General features: G+C 74.3%; 13 protein-coding genes. 2 read left to right on the top strand and 11 right to left on the bottom strand.

From position 1 onward, the window contains the following. Positions 1-103 precede the first annotated feature (103 nt). The 9 genes from ACIP4P_RS14550 to ACIP4P_RS14510 all read right to left on the bottom strand — a co-directional run bounded on the left by ACIP4P_RS14550 (position 104) and on the right by ACIP4P_RS14510 (position 12,680). Complete coding sequence (locus tag ACIP4P_RS14550) at positions 104-976, bottom strand: lysophospholipid acyltransferase family protein (RefSeq protein ID WP_400917843.1); 873 nt, start codon at positions 974-976, stop codon at positions 104-106. Next, positions 973-1,815, bottom strand: a complete 843-nt coding sequence (locus ACIP4P_RS14545; RefSeq protein ID WP_400917841.1) for a GNAT family N-acetyltransferase — start codon at positions 1,813-1,815, stop codon at positions 973-975. Before ACIP4P_RS14545 ends, ACIP4P_RS14550 begins: the two co-directional genes overlap by 4 nt. A 348-nt stretch (positions 1,816-2,163) precedes the next feature. Beyond that, positions 2,164-3,555: a serine hydrolase domain-containing protein gene (locus tag ACIP4P_RS14540; RefSeq protein WP_400918850.1), complete on the bottom strand. Its 1,392-nt coding sequence runs from the start codon at positions 3,553-3,555 to the stop codon at positions 2,164-2,166. 73 nt (positions 3,556-3,628) lie between these two features. Continuing rightward, positions 3,629-4,996 carry a M1 family metallopeptidase gene (locus ACIP4P_RS14535; RefSeq protein ID WP_400917839.1) on the bottom strand — a complete coding sequence of 456 codons (1,368 nt, stop codon included), beginning with the start codon at positions 4,994-4,996 and terminating at the stop codon, positions 3,629-3,631. Between the two features lie 55 nt (positions 4,997-5,051). Next, a complete protein-coding gene (locus ACIP4P_RS14530) occupies positions 5,052-8,969 on the bottom strand; it encodes a Pls/PosA family non-ribosomal peptide synthetase (protein ID WP_400917837.1) in 3,918 nt (1,305 codons plus the stop codon). A gap of 368 nt (positions 8,970-9,337) precedes the next feature. Further along, entirely contained in the window at positions 9,338-10,204 is an 867-nt protein-coding gene (locus ACIP4P_RS14525; protein ID WP_400917835.1) for an NmrA family NAD(P)-binding protein, read from the bottom strand. Further along, on the bottom strand, positions 10,201-10,770 hold the full coding sequence (locus tag ACIP4P_RS14520; protein ID WP_400917834.1) for a hypothetical protein: 570 nt from the start codon (positions 10,768-10,770) through the stop codon (positions 10,201-10,203). The genes ACIP4P_RS14525 and ACIP4P_RS14520 overlap by 4 nt, the downstream gene beginning before the upstream one ends. Before the next feature lie 114 nt (positions 10,771-10,884). Then, positions 10,885-11,406, bottom strand: coding sequence for a MarR family winged helix-turn-helix transcriptional regulator (locus tag ACIP4P_RS14515; RefSeq protein ID WP_400917832.1), 522 nt, complete (start codon positions 11,404-11,406; stop codon positions 10,885-10,887). A gap of 98 nt (positions 11,407-11,504) precedes the next feature. Continuing rightward, positions 11,505-12,680, bottom strand: a complete 1,176-nt coding sequence (locus ACIP4P_RS14510) for an FAD-dependent monooxygenase (protein ID WP_400917830.1) — start codon at positions 12,678-12,680, stop codon at positions 11,505-11,507. Positions 12,681-12,855: 175 nt separating this feature from the next. On the opposite strand from ACIP4P_RS14510, the gene ACIP4P_RS14505 reads away from it, so the two are divergent. Next, on the top strand, positions 12,856-13,476 hold the full coding sequence (locus ACIP4P_RS14505; protein WP_400917828.1) for a TetR/AcrR family transcriptional regulator: 621 nt from the start codon (positions 12,856-12,858) through the stop codon (positions 13,474-13,476). Positions 13,477-13,494: 18 nt separating this feature from the next. Here ACIP4P_RS14505 and ACIP4P_RS14500 read toward each other — a convergent pair whose 3' ends face one another. Together ACIP4P_RS14500 and ACIP4P_RS14495 are read right to left on the bottom strand one after the other, a co-directional pair. Beyond that, positions 13,495-15,831, bottom strand: coding sequence for a caspase domain-containing protein (locus ACIP4P_RS14500; RefSeq protein ID WP_400917826.1), 2,337 nt, complete (start codon positions 15,829-15,831; stop codon positions 13,495-13,497). Next, on the bottom strand, positions 15,824-16,324 hold the full coding sequence (locus tag ACIP4P_RS14495; RefSeq protein ID WP_400917824.1) for a hypothetical protein: 501 nt from the start codon (positions 16,322-16,324) through the stop codon (positions 15,824-15,826). The genes ACIP4P_RS14500 and ACIP4P_RS14495 overlap by 8 nt, the downstream gene beginning before the upstream one ends. A 411-nt stretch (positions 16,325-16,735) precedes the next feature. Between ACIP4P_RS14495 and ACIP4P_RS14490 the strand changes: the two genes are divergently transcribed. Further along, entirely contained in the window at positions 16,736-18,358 is a 1,623-nt protein-coding gene (locus ACIP4P_RS14490; RefSeq protein ID WP_400917822.1) for an alpha/beta hydrolase, read from the top strand. The last annotated feature ends 209 nt before the right edge of the window (positions 18,359-18,567 follow it).

Raw genomic sequence — 18,567 nt, 5'->3', positions numbered from 1 at the left:
GCCGGGCGCACGAGGACGAGTGGACGAGAACGGCTGGACGAGGACGGCTGGACGAGGACGGGCGGCGCCCGGTGGACCCGCGCCCCAGCGGGTCCCGCCCGGCTCAGCGGATCCCCTCCACCGCCGTCTGCGCCGCCCGGGCCAGCTCCCGCCGGGCCCCCGCCCGGGTGGGCTGCGGTCCGGGCGGCGGGATCGGCGGCAGGAAGGTGACGTCGGCGACCAGCCCGCGCACCGCGACCACCCGGGCGAGCGAGGTGAGCAGGCCCTCGTCGCCGATGAAGGCCGGGGCGCTGGTCGGCCGTCCGTCCGCCAGCCGGTAGCGGATGGTCACCGGCTGGACGAAGGCGCCCGCCTCGACCGCGGCCTGGAACAGCGCGGGCCGGAACCGTCCGCTCTCCCGTCCGCACCAGGTCGACCCCTCCGGGAAGACGATCACCGGGTACCCGGACCGCAGCATCTCGGCCACCGCCGCCACGGTGTCCGGGAGGGTGCGCAGCCGGTCGCGGTCCAGGAACACCGTGCCGCCCCAGGCGACCAGGTGCCCGAGCACCGGCCACTTCCGGACCTCGGTCTTGGCCAGCGACCGGCCCGGCCGGCCGGCCGCCAGCAGCGGGATGTCCAGCCAGGACACGTGGTTGGCCACCACCAGGGCCCCGTCGGCGCCGACCGCGTGGCTGCCGCGTACGCCGGCAGGCCCGGCCGAACCGGCCGCCCCGGGCCGCCAGGGGACTCCCGGCGTGCCGAGGTGGACGGTCACCCCCAGGGTGCGCAGCAGGACCCGCGCCCAGAGCCGGATCAGCCGGTCCCGGGCGCCGTACGGCAGCAGCCGCACCGGCAGGATGAGCAGCACCCCGGTGAGCACCGCCACCAGGCAGGCGATCAGCCGCAGTGCGCGCCGGGGGTGCGAGACCTCCGGTGCGCGCTCGCCCAGGCAGGTCTCCGGCCGGCAGGGTGCGGTCGGCAGCCAGACGCTCATGACGAGGCGCCCGGGGTGGCCGCTCCGGACAGGAAGTGCCGCAGGTAGCGCGGGTCGGTGCGCTCCAGCGACAGCAGGACGTACAGGTCGGCGCAGTTGAAGTCGGGGTCGTAGGCGGGCTCGCCGCAGACCCAGGCGCCGAGCCGCAGGTAGCCGCGGAGCAGGGCGGGCAGGGCGCCGCGGTCGGCCCGGGGCACGCCGGTGGAGTCCCAGCGGCGGTGCGGGGTGACCCGGTACTCCGCGGGGGCCAGGTACTTGGCGCTGACGGTGTCCCAGACCCGGGCCGCGGTGGCGCCGCCGTCCTCCAGGTCGATCGAGCAGCAGCCGCCGACCCAGGTGTTGCCGGTGTCGGCGAGGTAGCGGGCGATGCCGCCCCACATCAGGTTGATGACCGCGCCGTTGCCCCGGTGGTCGGGGTCGATGCAGGAGCGGCCGAGCTCCACCAGCCCGGGGCGGACCGGCGCGAGCGCGGAGAGGTCGAACTCGCCGTCGGAGTAGAGCCGTCCGGCCCGGCGGGCGGCCTCGGGGCGGAGCAGCCGGTAGGTGCCGACGACGGCGCCGTCCTGGCCCTCGCGGACCAGCAGGTGGTCGCAGAACTCGTCGAAGGGGTCGACGTCGAGCCCGGCGACCGGGCTGTGCAGGACGGCGCCGAGTTCGGCGCCGAAGACCTGGTGGCGCAGCCGCTGGGCGGCGCGCACGTCGTCCTCGTCGCGGGCGAGGGAGACGGTGTAGCCGACGGGTGCGGGTGCGGGTGCGGGCCGGGTGCGGGGCGCGGGGACCGCCGGGGTGTCGTGGGTGGGGGCGACTGCGGACGGAGCGTACGTGGGGACGGTGGTCATGGCGGACCCTCCAGGGCAGCACGATCGGCGGTGCCGTGGGTCACCAGGGCACCGTCCCGGCCCGCTGGCTTTGGACATCGGGCGCGAACCGGTCCCCGTATGTCTCTCCAAGTCGGTTGGAATTCACGTTGCGGCCCGGCGGATCGCAGATGTGCACCTGTTGAATGGGACCACCCGTGACGGCCCGTGGCCAGCCGGTCATCTCCCCGGCACCGGGCAGTCGTTCGAGCGGGGTGGACAATGGGGGCGCGCACCTGCATCGTGCACGCCCCCGCTCCTACCCGTCCGCTCTATCCCGTTCGCTCAGCCCGTCGGGCTGCTACCCCGCCGAGCCGGACCGTCGGCGGCTCAGTACGCCCGCCACCCCTCCGGGTCGACGCCCCCGGGGACCGCGCCGGGGACGGTGCCGGCCGACCCGTACGGCTCGCGGGTGTAGACGAAGGAGCCGACGTCCAGGTGGCTGACGGCGCCGTCGGGGTGCCGGACCACCCGCAGGGTCTCGCCCGCGTGGTAGTTGTCCAGGCCGAGCCAGGTGCCGTCCGGCTCGGGACGGAAGCGGGAGCCCCGGTGGCCGCCGGCCTGCGGGGCCAACTCCAGGACGCCGTCGGCGCGCAGCCGCAGGACGTTGGGCGCGGCGCCCCAGTACCAGGGGCCGGTGAGCGCCAGCAGCTCCTGGTCGACCGCGGCCAGCGGGCGCCAGGGGGCGGGCAGCCGCGGCTCGTGGGCGGCCGTGATGCCGATCAACTGGGCGGCCAGCGTGGCGGTGCTGGGGCCGTTGGTGGCGTTGGAGAGGGCGAACGCGGCCAGGCCGTCCTCGGCGCTGACCCACAGTCCGGCCGTGAAGCCGGGCATCGATCCGGAGTGGCCGTAGAGCAACCGGCCCTCGTGGCGCCGCAGTTGGAGGCCGAGGCCGTAGCCGGAGGTCCAGTCGTCGTTGTCCGGGCCGACGGCCGGGCGGGACATCTCGGCGATGGTGCCGGCGCTGAGCACCTGGTCGTCGCCGGCCGCGAGGAAGGCCGCCCAGCGGGCCAGGTCGGCTCCGGTGGACCAGAGTTGGCCGGCCGGGCCCATCCGGCCGGTGTCGGTGAGGGGCTCGGGCAGCATGACGTCGGCCCACGGGTGCACGGCGAAGCCCCCGGCGTGCGGGTGCTCGGGCAGCAGGGTGGTGCGGTCCATGCCGAGCGGGGCCAGCACCTCGCGGCGCAGCACCTCGCCCCAGGGCTCGCCGCGCAGCTGCTCGACCAGCGCGCCGAGCAGTGCGTAGCCGGGGTTGGAGTAGTGGTGGCGCCGCCCGGCCGGGTGCTTGAGCGGGTGCTCCGCGTCCAGCAGGTCGCCGAGGTCGGGCCGCAGCGCGCCGTCGGTCCGCTCCCACCAGGGACCGGGCGTCTCGGCGGCCAGCCCGCCGGAGTGGGCGAGCAGTTGGGCGACGGTGACGTCGTCGGCGGGGGTGCCGGGCAGGTGGCGGCCGAGCGGGTCGGCCAGGTCGAGCAGCCCCTCGTCGCGCAGCCGCAGCACCAGCACCGCGACGAAGGTCTTGGTGAGCGAGCCGATCCGGTACTGGACGTTCAGGTCCGGCGCGTGCCCGTCGACCATGCTGCGGGCGCCGCTCCACACCGGCCGGCCGTCCCGCACCACCCCGGCGACCAACGAGGGGGTGCGGCCCTCGGACTGGGCGACGGCGATGTGGTGCAGCAGGGCGCGGCGGGTGGTCGGCAGCAACTGGTCGGACTGGTCGGTCATCTGATCGTCTGAGCTCTTCGACATGCTCGGACAGTAGCCCAGCCGGGCGCGGGACCAGCAGGAATAACCCGGGTCAGTGCGCCGCCGGCGGCAGTTCCGGCTGCTCCAGCCAGGCCTCGAACAGCGGGCCGAGCGGGGCGGTGGTGTACCGGGACGCGTGCGCCAGCAGGTCGCCGGTGGCGACCACGCCGTGCCGGTTGGAGCCGGCCCAGTCCCGCAGCATCGCGAAGAAGGCGTCCTCGCCGAGCGCCCGGCGCAGCGCGTGCACCACCAGGCCGCCGCGCTGGTACAGCCGGTCGTCGAACATCAGCCGCCGCCCCGGATCGCCGAGCCGGAGGTCCTGCGGCAGCCCGGCCAGCAGCCGGTGCGCGGCGGCCGCGTGCACCGCCGCCGCCGGGCCGCCGGTGTGCTCGGACCAGAGCCACTCCGCGTACTTGGCGAAGCCCTCGTTGAGCCAGATGTGCCGCCAGTCGGCGATCGAGACGCTGTTGCCGAACCACTGGTGGGCCAGCTCGTGCGCGATCAGCCGCTCGCGCTCCCAGCCGCCGCCGAGGTGGTTGGTGCCGAAGGTGGCCACGCCCTGGGCCTCGACCGGGACGTCCAGCTCCTCGTCCGCGACCACCACCGCGTACTCGCCGAACGGGTACGGCCCGAACACCTCGGAGAAGTAGGACATCATCGCGGGCTGCCGGGCGAAGTCCCGGGCGAACTCCGCGGTCAGCCGCTCCGGCACGTACCCGGTCTGCGGCACCGACGGGCGGTCGGCCAGCGGCACCGCCAGGTAGTGCCCGATCGAGACCGTCACCAGGTACGGCGAGGTCGGCGCGCTCTGCTCGTACACCCAGGTGGTGCTGGACGCCCGGGTGGTCCGGGTGAGCAGCCGACCGCCGGACAGCACCGTGAACGGGGACGGCGTGGTGACCGCCACCTGGTACGTCGCCTTGTCCGCGGGCCGGTCGTTGCACGGGAACCAGGACGGCGCGCCGACCGGCTGGCTGGCCACCAGCGCGCCCTCGGTGAGCTCCTCCCAGCCCAGGCCGCCCCACGGGCTGCGCACCGGCCGGGGGTTGCCGGTGTAGTGCACCTCGACGGTGAAGGCCGCACCGGCGGCGAGCGCCTTCGCCGGACGGATCCGCAGCTTGCCGCCGCGGTGGGTGTAGCGGGCGGCCCTGCCGTCGACCAGCACCCGCCCGATCCGGAACTCGGCCAGGTCGAGCGCGAACTCGGTCAGCGCCGCGTCCGCGACCGCGCTCAGCCGGGCCGAGGCGGCCAGCCGGTTGGGCCCGGGCCGGTAGTCCAGCGCGAGTTCGTAGCGGTGCACCCGGTAGCGGTGGTCGCCGCTGTTCGGGAAGTACGGGTCCGGGCCGGGGGCCGCGGTCGGGGCGTGCTTGGGCTTCACGGGGGCGGACGCTTCCTGCGGGCCGGGACGGGTGGTGGTCATGCCAGATGGCGGGGAGGTCGTACCGGACGGGGGGCCGTACCGGGGGGAGGGGTGGTCACGACGTGGTCTGCCACGCCTCGATGGGGTTGCCCAGCCACCGCGTGTCGGCGGGGACGGACTCGGCGCGCATCACCAGCGAGGCCGGGCCCAGCGTGCTGCGCGCGCCCACCGTGCTGCCGGGCAGCACGATCCCGCCCGGGCCCAGCGTGGCGCCCTCGCGGAGGACCACAGTATCCATCCGCATGATCCGGTCGTGGAAGAGGTGGGTCTGCACCACGCTGCCCCGGTTCACGCTGACCCCGTCACCCAGGGTGACCAGGTCGGCCTCCGGCAGCCAGTAGCTCTCGCACCACACGCCGTGCCCGACCTTGGCGCCGAGCGCCCGCAGCCACAGGTTGAGCACCGGGGTGCCCGGCACCGAGCCGACCAGCCAGGGCACCGCCAGCACCTCGACGAAGGTGTCGGCGAGCTCGTTGCGCCACACGAAACCGCTCCACAGCGGGTGCTCCACCGCCCGGAACCGCCCGACCAGCAGCCACTTCGCGGCCACCGCGACCAGGCAGGCCACCCCGCCCGCCGCCAGCAGCACCAGGCCGGAGAGCAGCGCCGCCAGCAGCACCGAGTCGGCCGCCAGCAGGCTCAGCGCCGCCGCCGTCAGCAGGCCCAGCGCCGCCGAGGCCAGCACCGGCACCAGCCGGGCCACCTCGACCAGCCCGCGCGCCCACAGCAGCCGCACCGGCGGCTCGTAGGTCAGGCTCTGGTCCGCCCGGTCCGCCGCGCGCGGCAGCCGCACCGGCGGCATGCCCAGGTAGGAACTGCCCTTCTTCGCCTTCTCCGGCGTCGCCGACAGCACGCCCACCAGACCCCGCTTGGGCACCGAGCGGCCCGGCGCGGTCATCCCGGAGTTGCCCAGGAAGGCCTTCTCGCCGACCTTCGCCTCGCCGAGCCGCACCCAGCCGCCGCCCAGCTCGTACGGCGCCATCAGGGTGTCGTCGGCCAGGAACGCGCCGTCCCCGACCGTGGTCAGGCTGGGCAGCGCCAGCACCGTGGACACCTCGGCGTGCCGGCCGACCCGCATCCCCAGCGCCCGCAGCCACAGCGGGGTGACCAGCCCGGCGTACAGCGGGAACAGCACCTCCCGGGCCCGGTCCATCAGCTGGGTGACCAGCCACGCCTGCCAGCCGACCCGGCCGTGCAGCGGGTGCACCCCGGGCTCCAGGCCGCGGCTCAGCAGCCGCACCAGCACCACCAGCTGCGCCGCGTACACCGCGCCGAAGGCCAGCGTGGCGGGCAGCAGGCCGAGCAGCGCCCCGCCGAGCGCCGGGCCGAGGGCCGCGCCCTGGTCGACGCAGCGGGAGAGCACGGCCAGCGCGGCCACCGAGGGCAGCACCGGGAGCAGGCTGAGCACACCGCCGCCGGCGCCGTACAGGGCGGCCCAGCGGGCCCGGCGCGCCGGGCGCTCCTTGGGCCAGGCCCGCTCGGCCCGGCCCAGCTTGACGGCGGGCGCGCCGCCCCAGCGCTGGCCGGTCGGCACCTGGCCGGTGACGCCGGAGCCGGGCAGCACCTGGGCACGCTTGCCGACCCGGGCACCGGGCAGCAGCGTCGACCGGGTGCCGACCACCGCGTCGGAACCGACCTTGATCTGGCCGACCTCCAGCCGGTCGCCGTCCAGCCAGTAGCCGGACAGGTCGACCTCGGCCTCGACGGCGCAGCCCCGGCCCAGCTTGAGCATCCCGGTGACCGGCGGCAGCGAGTGGAGGTCGACGTCGGACATCACCTTGGCGCCCAGCGCCCGGGCGTAGCGGACCAGCCAGGAGCCGGACAGCGAGGTCGCCCCGCTCAGCTCGGCGAGCCGCTCGGCGGTCCACAGCCGCAGGTGCACGGAGCCGCCGCGCGGGTAGCTGCCCGGGCGCAGCCCGCGCAGCAGCAGCCGGGCGCCGCCGGCCGCGATCGCCAGCCGCCCCGCGGGGGTGTACAGCGCGAGCGCGCCCGCGCCGACCGCCCACCAGGAGGCGGTGGGCGCCCACGGGTAGGCGCCGAGGTGGGAGAGCAGGTTCCCGGCCGCCAGCAGGGCGACCGTCCAGCGCAGGCCGACCACGGTGAACAGCGGGATCAGCAGCAGCAGCTGGAGCAGCTTGGCCCGGGTCGGCACCAGGGCGATCGTGCGGGCCTCGCCGCCCTCGCCCGCGGTGCGCTCCAGGTGGCGGGCGAGCTTGCGCAGAGTCGGGTTCTGGTAGATGTCCAGCACGGCGGCGCTCGGGTAGCGGGTGCGCAGCAGGGTGGTCAGCCGGGCGGCGGCCAGGCTGCCGCCGCCGATCGCGAAGAAGTCGTCGCGGGCGCCGCTCACCTGCACGCCGAGGATCTCGGCCCACTGCTCGGCGAGCCAGGCCTCGGTGCCGTACAGCTGCTCGCTCGGCCCGGCGGCCTCCAGCTCGGGCAGCGGCCAGGGCAGGGCGTTGCGGTCGACCTTGCCCGAGGTGCGGGTGGGCAGGGTGTCGACCGGGGCGAGCAGCGGCACCAGGGCGGCGGGCAGCTCGGCCCGCAGCCGTTCCACGGCCTGCTCGCGGTCGAAGCCGTCCTGCACCACCAGGTAGCCGACCAGCAGCTGGTTGCCGCCGCGCGCGGTCCGGACGGCCGCGGCCGCGCCCGCCACGCCGGGCAGCGCCTGGAGGGCGGCGTCCACCTCGCCGAGCTCGATCCGGCGCCCGCCGAGCTTGATCTGCTCGTCGGTGCGGCCGAGGAACAGCAGGCCGGCCGGGTCGGCCTGGACCAGGTCGCCGCTGCGGTAGGCGCGCTCCCAGCCCATCGAGGGCAGCGGGGCGTACTTCTCGGCGTCCTTCTCCGGGTCGAGGTAGCGGGCCAGGCCGACGCCGCCGATCACCAGCTGGCCGGTGCCGCCGGGGGCGACCGGCTGCCCGGCCTCGTCCACCACGACGAGGTCCCAGCCGTCCAGCGGCAGGCCGATCCGGACCGGGCCGTCGCCGGTGAGCAGCGCGGCGCAGGCGACCACGGTGGCCTCGGTCGGGCCGTAGGTGTTCCACACCTCGCGGCCCTCGGTGACCAGGCGCTGCACCAGCTCGGGCGGGCAGGCCTCGCCGCCGAAGATCAGCAGCCGGACCTCGTTGAGCGCCTCGGCCGGCCACAGCGCGGCCAGGGTCGGCACGGTGGAGACCACGGTGATCTCCTGCTCGGCCAGCCAGGGGCCGAGGTCGGCGCCGCTGCGCACCTGGGAGCGGGGGACCGGCACCAGGCAGGCGCCGTGCCGCCAGGCCAGCCACATCTCCTCGCAGGAGGCGTCGAAGGCGACCGACAGGCCGGCCATCACCCGGTCGCCGGGGCCGATCGGCTCCTCCTGGAGGAAGAGCGCGGCCTCGGCGTCGACGAAGGCGGCGGCGTTGCGGTGGCTGACGGCGACGCCCTTGGGCTTGCCGGTCGAGCCGGAGGTGAAGATGATCCAGGCGTCGTCGGCGGGGGTGGGGCGGCGCTCCGGGGCGGTGGCGCCCAGGGCGGGCTCGGCGGTGCGTTCGGGGGTGGCGCTCAGGATGCGCTCGGCGCCGAGCACGGCGGCCACGGCGGCTTCGCTGAAGACCAGCTGGGCGCGCTCGTCCGGATCCTCGGCGTCCACCGGGACGTAGGCGGCGCCGGCGGCGAGCACGGCCAGGATCGAGACGTAGAGGTCGTTGGTGCCGGAGGGGACCCGGACGCCGACCCGGTCGCCCGGGCCGATCCCGGCGGCGGCCAGCCGGCGGCGCAGCTGCTCGACCTCGGCGGCCAGGGCGCGGTAGCTGAGCACGGTGGTGCCGTCGTCCAGGGCCGGCTCGTCGGGGTGGGTGCGCACGGTGGCGTCCAGCACGTCGACCAGGGTGCGCGGGGCGGCGGCCGGGCGGCCCGGGAACAGGGCGCGCGGTTCCGTGCGCGGTGCGGTGTGGGGCGGCTCGGTGTCCTGCTCCGAGTGGATCGGTTCAGTGGTCATGACGGCCGTGCGCTCCTCGTCCTCGCCCCGTTCCTCCTGATGCCCGGCCCCCAGGGGCGGTGGGGGCACCGCCGGACCGGGCGCCCCCACTCCGGGGCCGGAGCGGACAACCCGACCGATGGTAGACCCGGGGCCGGAGTCCGGCAGGAGCCGGAACTCGGCCCAACTGGGCCGGAACTGGCCGAATCTGACGATGTGTCAGGCAATAACTGAGGCACTGTGGCCTCGATGTGACGCATCGTCAGTCGAATTGACGGATCGTCAGGTCGATTTTCCGATAGTGATCCATGCCACAGCGAATGCTGCTCCCTTCGGGTGGCGGGCCCGGCGTTTCGGCCATCCGTCGGCCCGCCACGCCGACGGAGTCCTCAGCGGAAGTGGTGCAGGTGTTCGCCGAGGAAGTCTTCCAGCGTACGGGGGGAGCGTCCGATCAGGCGAACGAAGGAGTCGTCCGGCGCCTCCTTGCGGACCACCGCGAGCTGCTGGATCTCCACCACGTGGGTGGCCAGCCAGTCCGGCATCCCGGCCCGGGTGACCAGGTGGGAGTGCAGCTCGGACGGGGTCAGGTCGAGGTAGCGGACCGGCCGGCCGAGCAGCTCGCCCAGCAGTGCGGTGAGCTCGGAGTAGCTGTACGCCCGCCCGCCGGTCAGTGGGTGGTCGCCGCCGGCCAGCTCCGGGCGGGTGAGGACCTCCGCCGCGGCCTCGCCGATGTCCCGGACGTCCACGTAGTTGCACCGGGCCTGCCCCATCGCGCCCTGCACCACGCCGGCGGCGGCGATGCCGGGGGCCAGGAGCAGCAGCTTCTGCATGAAGGCGTACGGGCGCAGCACCGTGGTGGTGATCCGCAGCGAGCGCAGGCGCTCCTCGATCAGGTGGTGGCCGCGCGAGACGGCGACGGGGGAGTCCGGCTCGGCGGCGGGCGCGGACACCTTGACGATGTGCTCCACCCCGCAGGCGACGGCCGCCTCGATCGCGTTCAGCTCGTGCTGCACCTGGCGCGGGCCGTTGGCCATGGTGAGGAACAGCTGGTGGGCGCCCCGGAAGGCCCGGTGCAGGGACTCCGGGTCGGCGGCGTCGGCGGCGACGGTGGTGGTCCGGGCGCGGGTGCGGTCGTCGAGCGCGGCGGCCAGCCGGTCGGGGTCGCGGCTGAGGGCGCGGGTCGGCGCGCCGAGGGCGGCGAGGCTGCGCAGGGTGGCGCCGCCGGTGGCGCCACCGGCGCCCATGATGACGATCATGAGGTCTGCCTTTTGGGGTGGGGTGTGCGGACGCTTTCGGGGTGGGGTGTGGCGGGGTGAGGTGCGGGAGCGGCGGGGAGTCGGTGGTGCGGTGTGTGAGCGGAGCGGGTGGGGCGGGTGGAGCGCCAGCGCCAGGTGGTGATGGTGGCGGCGATCGCCGAGGAGACCGGCAGGTCGACCGGCAGTCGGTGCGGCCAGGGGCTGTCGGCGAGTGGCGGCAGGTGCGGGAGCCAGCGCGCGGCGGCCAGGCCGACGGCGAGGCCGAGTGCCGCGGCGAGCAGGCCGCAGGCGGCGGCTGCGAGGGGTTTCGGCGTGCGGGGCGTGCGGGGCTCGCGGGACCTGCGGGGTGACCTGGCGCGGGCGGCCCGGCGGCGGAGCGTGGCGCCGAGCGCGGCGGCCACGAGGGCGGAGGTGCCGCCGATGGTGGTGAAGGCGGCGGCGACCAGCTGCGGCTGCCGGGTGATCGCGCCGCCGAGGCCGGCGCTGACGGCGGGCATCGCGTACGAGGTCAGGACCTCCCGCCAGAGGACGAAGGGAGGGGGTGCGCCGGGGGCCTTCTTGCTCATGGGTGCTCCTCGATGGAGTGTGCTTAGCTGGCTAAGCATTTGTGCTTAGGTGGCTAACTATTGGGCCGTGAAGGGGGCGGGCCGCTGCTCGGCGGCCCGCCGTCGGAGTGGGGATCAGTCTGCGGTGAGGGCGTCGATGCCCGCGACGACCCGGGCCAGCAGGTCCAGGAAGGTGCTGCGCTCCTCGACGGTGAGGCCGCCGACCAGCGACTGCATCCGGGCGAAGTGCTCGGGGGCGAGCTCGCGCAACCTGTCGGCGCCGCGTGCGGTGAGGACCACCACGTTGCCCCGGCCGTCCTCGGTGGACGGCCGCCGGGCCACCAGGCCCTCCCGCTCCAGCCCGTCCACCAGGCCGGTCACCGTCGCCCGGGAGACCCCGAGGGTGGCCGCGAGCTGGGAGGGCGACTTCTCGCCGCCGTGGTCCTCCAGGTCGGCCAGCAGGCGGTAGCGGCCGGTGGAGAGGCCGAAGCGGCCGAAGTGCACCTCCCCGGCCTGGCCGAGTCGGGCGCCCGCCGTCATCAGTCGGGCCGCGACCAGGATCGCCTGCGGATCGGCCGTGAGGCCGTAGCGGGCGATCTGGCGGCGGGCCTGATCGAGGGTGGGGGCGGCCGGATCGACCTCGGGGCGCTGCGTCATGGAAGTAATATGGCGCCTAATCAGATGGGTCGTCAAGTCGAAGCGGAGGAACGTGCCGCAGGGGCAGGAGAGCGGGGTGGGGGCGAGAGGCAGGGGTCCTAGGCGGCGCGCGGGGCGATCCGGGGTGGCGTCCAGTCGGCGTGCTTCAGGACGGTCCGGACCATCGCGCCCGGCGGGGTGAGCCGGATCGCGGCGTTGCGCAGACCGACCGCCAGCGGGTTGGCGAGCTGCTGACCCATCCGGCCGGCCCGGCGGGCGTCGCGGGCCACGGTCTGGCTGCGCGGGCGGCGGGCCGCGTCGTAGCGGGCGAGCGCGCCCTCGACCGTCCCGCTGCCGGCGACCGCCGCCGCCAGGGTCACCGCGTCCTCCAGGGCCTGGCAGGCGCCCTGGCCGAGGTGGGGCGTCATGGCGTGCGCCGCGTCGCCGAGCAGGGCGACCCGACACGAGACGTACGAGGGCAGCGGGGTGACCAGCTCGTTGACGTCGTGGTGCAGCACCGCCTCCGGGCTGGTCGCCGCCAGGAGCGCGGGGATCGGGTCGTGCCAGCGCGCGAAGCGGCGGCGGACCTCGGTCAACGCGTCCCGGTAACGCACCCCGGCGGGGGCGTTCAGTACGGCGTGCCACTCGGCCCGGCCGTCCGGGAAGGCGATGTGGCCGAACTCGGCGCCGTGGCCCCAGGTCAGCTCGAAGTCGGCGGCCAGTCCGTCGACCGGGCGCTCGGTGATCGCCCGCAGCACCGTCGACCCGCTGTACACCGGCCCGGGGTGGGCGGGGAAGAGCTGGCGACGGATCCGGCTGTTGATGCCGTCGGCCGCCACCAGCAACTCGGCCTCGACGGTGGTGTCGCCGTGGCGCACCCGGACCCGGGTCGGGTCGGAGGTGTCGACCCCGGTCGCCTCGGCGCCGATCACCAGGCACTCGGCGGGCAGCGCCTCGCGCAGGATGCGGTGCAGGTCAGCCCGGGGGATGCCGACGATCGGGGCGCCCAGCTCCCGCTCCAACGCCCTGCCGTCCATCACGGCGAGCCGGCGGCCGTCCGGGGTGGAGGTCCCGCCGGTGTACTGCCGCCGGGAGGCCGCCTCGACGGCCTCGCCCACCCCCAGGATCCCGAGCGAGCGCATCCCGTTGGCGTGCAGCGAGATCCCGGCCCCGGCGTCGTCCAGGACGGCCGCCCGCTCGATCACGGTCACGTCCCACCCCGCCAGCCGGAGCCCGATCGCGGTCGCCAACCCGCCGATGCCGCCCCCGACCACCACCGCGCTGTTGCTGCCCATGCCCGGTCCTTTCCGTGTTGCCGCGCTGTTTTCTACAGATGTAGAAGGAATGTACTACGGGCTCGCCGGAGGGGGTGGGGTGGGGGCTCGGCCCCGTTGTGGCCCCGCTGCGGCCCTGGGCGGCTTCGGGTGGTCGGGTGCGCGGGGCGGGGCCGTGGCCCGGTAGAAAGGGGGGATGCGGCGAGATCAGGAGCAGAGCGGCACGGGTGGCACGGGCGGTGCGGGGAGGTCGGAGCGGCGGACCGTGCTGGCGGACGCGGCGATCGGCGTGCTGGCGGACGCGGGGGTGCGAGGGCTGACCCACCGGGCGGTGGACGCGGCGGCCGGGCTGTCCGTCGGCACCACCTCGGCCTATCTGCGGACCCGGCAGGCGCTGCTGACCGCGCTGGTGCGGCGCCTGGTCGAGCTGGACCAGGCCGAGCTGCAGGGCATGGGGGAGCGGGTGGCGATCGGTTCGGCGGAGGAACTGGTCGAGGGCATCAGGGAGTTGATGGAGCAGCGGCTGACCGGTGAGGGGCGGCGGCGCTCGCTCGCGCGGTACGCCTGCGCGGTGGAGAGCGTGCGTGACCCCGAGCTGCGGGAGATCCTGGTGCCGCGCGAGAACGCGGCCCGCGCCGTGGTGCGGGCCTTCCTCGCCGATCGGGGTGTCGCCGACCCGGACGGGCGGACCACCACCTTGCTGGCCTGCATCGACGGACTGGTCTTCGACCGTCTGGTGGGCGGGGGCGCGACCGGGACCGATGAGCTCCAGGGGCTGGTGGCGGCAGCCCTGCGCGGTGCGACCGGCGCCCGGTAGCGACGGGGCTGTCGGGCACTACTCGCCGATCATGACCAGACCGGCGATGCCGAAGGCGGCCCACAGCAACCCGAGGAGGGTCCACCAGGATGTGCCGTTCATGAAGAGCATGCCCGGTCCGACCTCCCACACCGAGAACCACACGACCACGAACGCCGTTTCCCCGAACTCTGCGCGCTTCAGGACCGCGACCGTGAGCACGATTCCCGTCGCGACCAGCAGGAACGCCAGGAACTGGCGCCAGTTGATGCTTTCCCTGACCCGGTCGGAGTGACCGGCGTGCTCGACCCGGATCACCTCCCCCTTCCAGACCTTGAGGTCCACGGTGCTGCCGGTCTCGACCGAGTCGTAGAGCGCGTGGCCGACGTCGTAGTCGCCGTTGCCCGCCGTCTCGCGGGCGACCGTCAGCGTCCAGGTGTCGCTGTCGTTGGACGTGGTGTGCTCCTTGTGCGTGACCCGGCCGGTCTCCGGCGCGATGCAGTCGCCGGTGCCGGTGCCGGTGGCTGCGGAGGCGCACGGTTTGGCGCTCAGGTCGCCGACGGCCTCGGCCCGCAGGAGGTAGCCCCAGAAGACCCCGCTCCCCACGACGACCAGGCCGATGAGGACGATCACGACCTGGGCGGGTCTGCTCCACTCCGAGGATCTGCCCGACCGGCGGCCGGGGGCGCACGTCGTGCGGGACCGCCGGGACCGGGAACGCGCCAAGCGGTGGCGCCAGGACCGGCGCGCGGTGGTGGTGGCGTGCGGGGGAGGCGGTCCGGCCGACCGGGGCCGACTCGGTGGAGTCGGCCCCGGGGCAGCCTCCTCCTCGGTGGCCGCCCCGGCCCCGACGGGCACCGGTTCCGGCACGGGCGCCGGTACGCGCCCGGTGGTCGCGGAATCCGTGGTGTCTGCGGTATCCGCGGAGACGCTCTGCGGCGGCACCCCGGGATCGTTCATCATCGCGGCCACCTGTCGGCGCAGCACCCGGAGTTCGCGTTCGACCCGCTCGGCTTCGCGCCGGAGCGCGGTCAGTTCGGTTTCCGCGTCCCGCGTGTACCGGGAGGCGTGGACGAGCTGTCGGCGCTGGGCGTCGACCTTTTTGCGCAGCCGTTTCAGTTCCTCGGCGGCGAGCCGCGACCGCTGTTCCGCCTCCTCGTCGGCCGCGGCCCTGGCGAGGGCCGCGGCCTCCTGAGCCCGGTCCGCCTCCTCTCGCGCGGTCACCACTTCGGCGGTGTGGGAGCGTTCACGGGCCAGGGCACCGCGCAGTTGCCTGATCTCGCGGGCCTGGGCGCGGTTGCGCTCCAGCAGCGCGGGCACCTCGCGGGGGTCGTTCGCGGTCGAGTCCTCGGCGATGGCGCGGAGTTCGGCGAGTCGGTCCTTGGTCTGCTGGTGCGGGGCGCAGTCGTGGGCGTCGAGGACGGCGAAGTAGTCCCGCAGGATCTCCTCCGAGGCGACCCAGTGGCCGCTGAGGTAGGCGTGGGCCGCGTCGGAGGAGAGGGAGAGGGCGTCGGCGAGCAGGTCCAGGTCGAGTTGCCGGCGTTCGTTGCGGGCGAGGATCTCCGCCATGGTCGAGCGGTACTCGTCGAGGGCCCGGGCGGCGGCCTCCCAGGCGGCGTTCCTGGTGAAGGGGAGCAGGTAGGAGGACTTGGTGTTGCCCTGGGTGGGCAGCGGCAGGTTGTGCCGGGCCAGCCGGGACTTCAGGTGGGGGAACAGGAAGCCGAGACTGAGCAGTTCGGGGCCGCCGAGGACGCCCTCCTCGACGAGTTCGGCGAGGTGCCGGGTGAAGGAGGTCGGGGTGGTGTTCTGTTCGGGCAGTGGTACGACGTCGGCCGTGCCTTCGGCGGCGGCCAGGGTGTAGGTGCCCTCGATGTCGAGGTGGGTGTCACCGAGGGCGCCGATGCCCGCGCTGCCGGGACCGGAGAGCGAACGGGTGGCGCGGCCGGCGTGGCAGCAGTCCAGGATGAGGATCCGGACGCGGGCGGGGCAACCGAGCAGGTTGTCACGGACCTTCTCGAACGTCAGGCTGCTGACGTCGGGTTCGGCCGGGTTGGTGTCGGTGAGCGTCAGGCACAGCTGGGCGTTCGGCCGGACCAGACCGTGTCCCGCGTAGTACAGCAGCAGGGCGCCGTCGGTGTTCTCGATCAGCCGGCGGAGGCGCGGGGCGAGTTCCTGGATGTTCTCCGGGTCCTGGATCACCGTCACTTCGTCGTCGGACCAGCCGCACAGCCTCTCGTCGGTGAGGATGGCCCTCATCCGGTCGAGGCTCCTGGCCACGGCGGGCAGCTCGGTGAATTCGGGGTCGCGGTAGGTGGTGGTGCCGATCAGGATGGCCCTGGAGGTCAGACCGGCTGGTAGGCCTGGCAGGTCAGGCATCGTCGTCGCTTCTGTCCCCGTCGGAGCCCGCCGCGTCGGTTCCGCCTGCGTCGGTTCGGCCTGTGTCGGTTCGGCCTGTGTCGGTTCCGTCCGCGTCGGCGTCGGCTGCTTCGGTCGTGTCCAGGTCCGTCCCGTGGTCGGGTGTCCCGTCGAGTGCCGCGCGGAGGACCTCCTCCACCTTCCCCGGGTCGAGGTGGGTCACTTCGACCGTGGTCGTGTCGCCCCCGGGTGATCGGCTCACGGTGATCTTCACGTCCGAGCGACGGGTCCTCAGCCACACCGTGAGCGACCGGGCCAGCACCCCCGCGGCGCCGGTCGTCCCCAGCGCCACTTGCAGGACTTCCACGGCGCCGCCGAGTTCGCCCGCTCCGGGTGGCCGAGTCACCGCCCTGACCCGCCCCCGGAACTCGTCCTCCTCGCGTAGCCACTCCCACAGGGCGGCGGTCTCGCCGATCGCGTCGCGACCGGCGAGCCGTATCTGAATCTCAGTCAACTTGCCCCGCTTCCAGATTCGTTGTGGTGCCATCGCGCATCATGGCAGGAACCGGGACGGTCCGCAGCCGCGAGGGGTGGGCCTGATGGCGCTGCGGCTCGGCGAGGTGCTCCGCCGGGCGTGGCCGAGGACGGCCTGTCGCAGTCGGCCGCCGATTAGCGGTCGACCCCGGGGTGTGGGTGGCGCCGGAAGCCGACGGCCCGGCCGGGTGTCGCCGGCCGTCGGTCTCCGGCCTCGGTTCGAAGTGGTTGAACCAGCATCAGGTCAATCAACCGTCAAGTCTGTTCATTCACAGAATGTTTCGACCATACGCGACATGACGATCGAATAATTTACGCCGCCACAAGGTCTTCACACGGAGATCTCCGGCTGACAGGCTGGGGCCGCCCTTTCAAATACGGAGGAGGTTCCTTGTCCCGCATATCCACGTTGGCCGGAGCGGTCACCTGCGCGCTCGCCCTTGTCACCGGAACCGCTGTGGCCGCGTCGGCCGCGCCGTTCGACCAGGCCCCGGGTGCGGCGGCCGCCGAGGCGAAGGTCGACCCCGTCGACTGGAAGCCCTGCAACCCCGACCCGACCAAGCCGAACCCCGGTGGCTACGACTGTGCCGTCTACCCCGTTCCGCTGGACTACGACAACCCGTCCGGTGAGAAGGTCGGCATCGCCATGATGCGGCGGCGGGCGAGCGACCCGTCGAAGCGGATCGGTTCGCTGTTCCTCAACCCCGGCGGCCCCGGCGGCAGCGGCTACCTGTGGGCGACCACCACCCGCTTCGGCGCCGAGGTGCAGTCCAAGTTCGACCTGGTCGGCTTCGACCCGCGGGGCGTGGCCCGGAGCAACCCGCTCAAGTGCTTCAAGACCCAGGAAGAGGCCGACGCGGTCAACAACCGCATGGTGGGCGTGCCCGTCACCAGGGCCGAGGTCAACGAGACCCTGGACGCCGACCAGGACTACACCGACGCCTGCAGCAAGAACGCCGGCCCGCTGATCGAGCACATGTCGACCATCAACGTGGTGCGGGACCTGGACCGGATGCGCCGCGCCGTCGGTGACTCCCAGCTGAGCTTCGCCGGGTTCTCCTACGGCACCCTGATCGGCTCGACGTACGCCGCGATGTACCCGAACAAGGTGCGCGCGATCATCGTCGACGGCAACGTCGACCCCAACCTGCGCCTGCACAACGGCCTGGAGTACGACCGCCAGCGGGCGGGCGGCTTCGAGCTGGCCCTGGACGAGTTCCTGAAGCGCTGCCAGACCGCCGGTGCCCCGCGCTGCGCCTTCGGCGAGGGCGACACCCGCGCCAAGTTCGACGAGCTCCGCGACCACCTGCGGACCAGCCCGATCACGCTGGCGAACGGCTCCAAGGTGACGCTGAGCAGCTTCACCAGCGAGGTGGCCGGCGCCCTGTACTCGCAGGCCAAGCTGGCTCCGCTGGCGAAGTCGCTGCAGGCCACCTACCAGGTGCTGCACAAGCCGGCCGCGGCCGCGCTGATGGCCCCGGCGGCCACCGTCCCGGAGGACGAGGCCAACCAGCTCACGGTGAACCTCCCGCGGGCGCTGCGTGAGGCCCCGGTCGACTCCGAGTACACCGCCGACGACTCCTACATGGGCGTCAACTGCCAGGACAAGCCGTACCCGTCGAACGACCGGGTCTTCGCCAACGTCGCCAAGGCGTGGGAGAAGGAGGCGCCGACCTTCGGCCGCTACCAGGCCTTCGACGCCCCGGCGTGCGCCAGCTGGCCGGCCCCGGCCCGGGACGCCGAGCGCTTCAGCGGCCCCTGGAACAAGAAGACCTCCAACACCGTGATGGTCATCGGCAACCTCTACGACCCGGCCACCCAGTACAAGTTCGCCCAGCGGATGCAGCAGGAGCTGGGCAACGCGGTGCTGGTCAGCGTCGACTCGATCGAGCACTGCGCCGTCGGTCGCAGCAAGGCGCTGAACACACTGGTCACCCGCTACCTGGTGGACGGCACCGCGCCGCAGCCGGGCCAGCTGCTCAAGCCCGACGCCGAGATCTTCCCGGCGGTCTGAGGGGTCTCCCCTCGAACCCGGGGGGCGCTCCCCGGAGGCTGAGGGGCCTCCCTCCGGACGCCCGGCCGTCGAGGCCGGGACCGTGGTGGGGGGGGGGGCCCGCCCGCCCCCCCCCCCCCGCGCCCCGCGGGGGGGGGGGGGGCCCCCCCCGGGGAGGGAGGGGCCCCCCCAAAAAAAAAAACAAAGAATTACAAAAAGGGGGGGAGGGG

It is taken from the genome of Kitasatospora sp. NPDC089509, assembly GCF_044749365.1.
Taxonomy (GTDB): domain Bacteria; phylum Actinomycetota; class Actinomycetes; order Streptomycetales; family Streptomycetaceae; genus Kitasatospora.
Note: the sequence above shows the minus strand (reverse complement) of the source record. Positions and strands in the feature narration are given on the sequence as shown.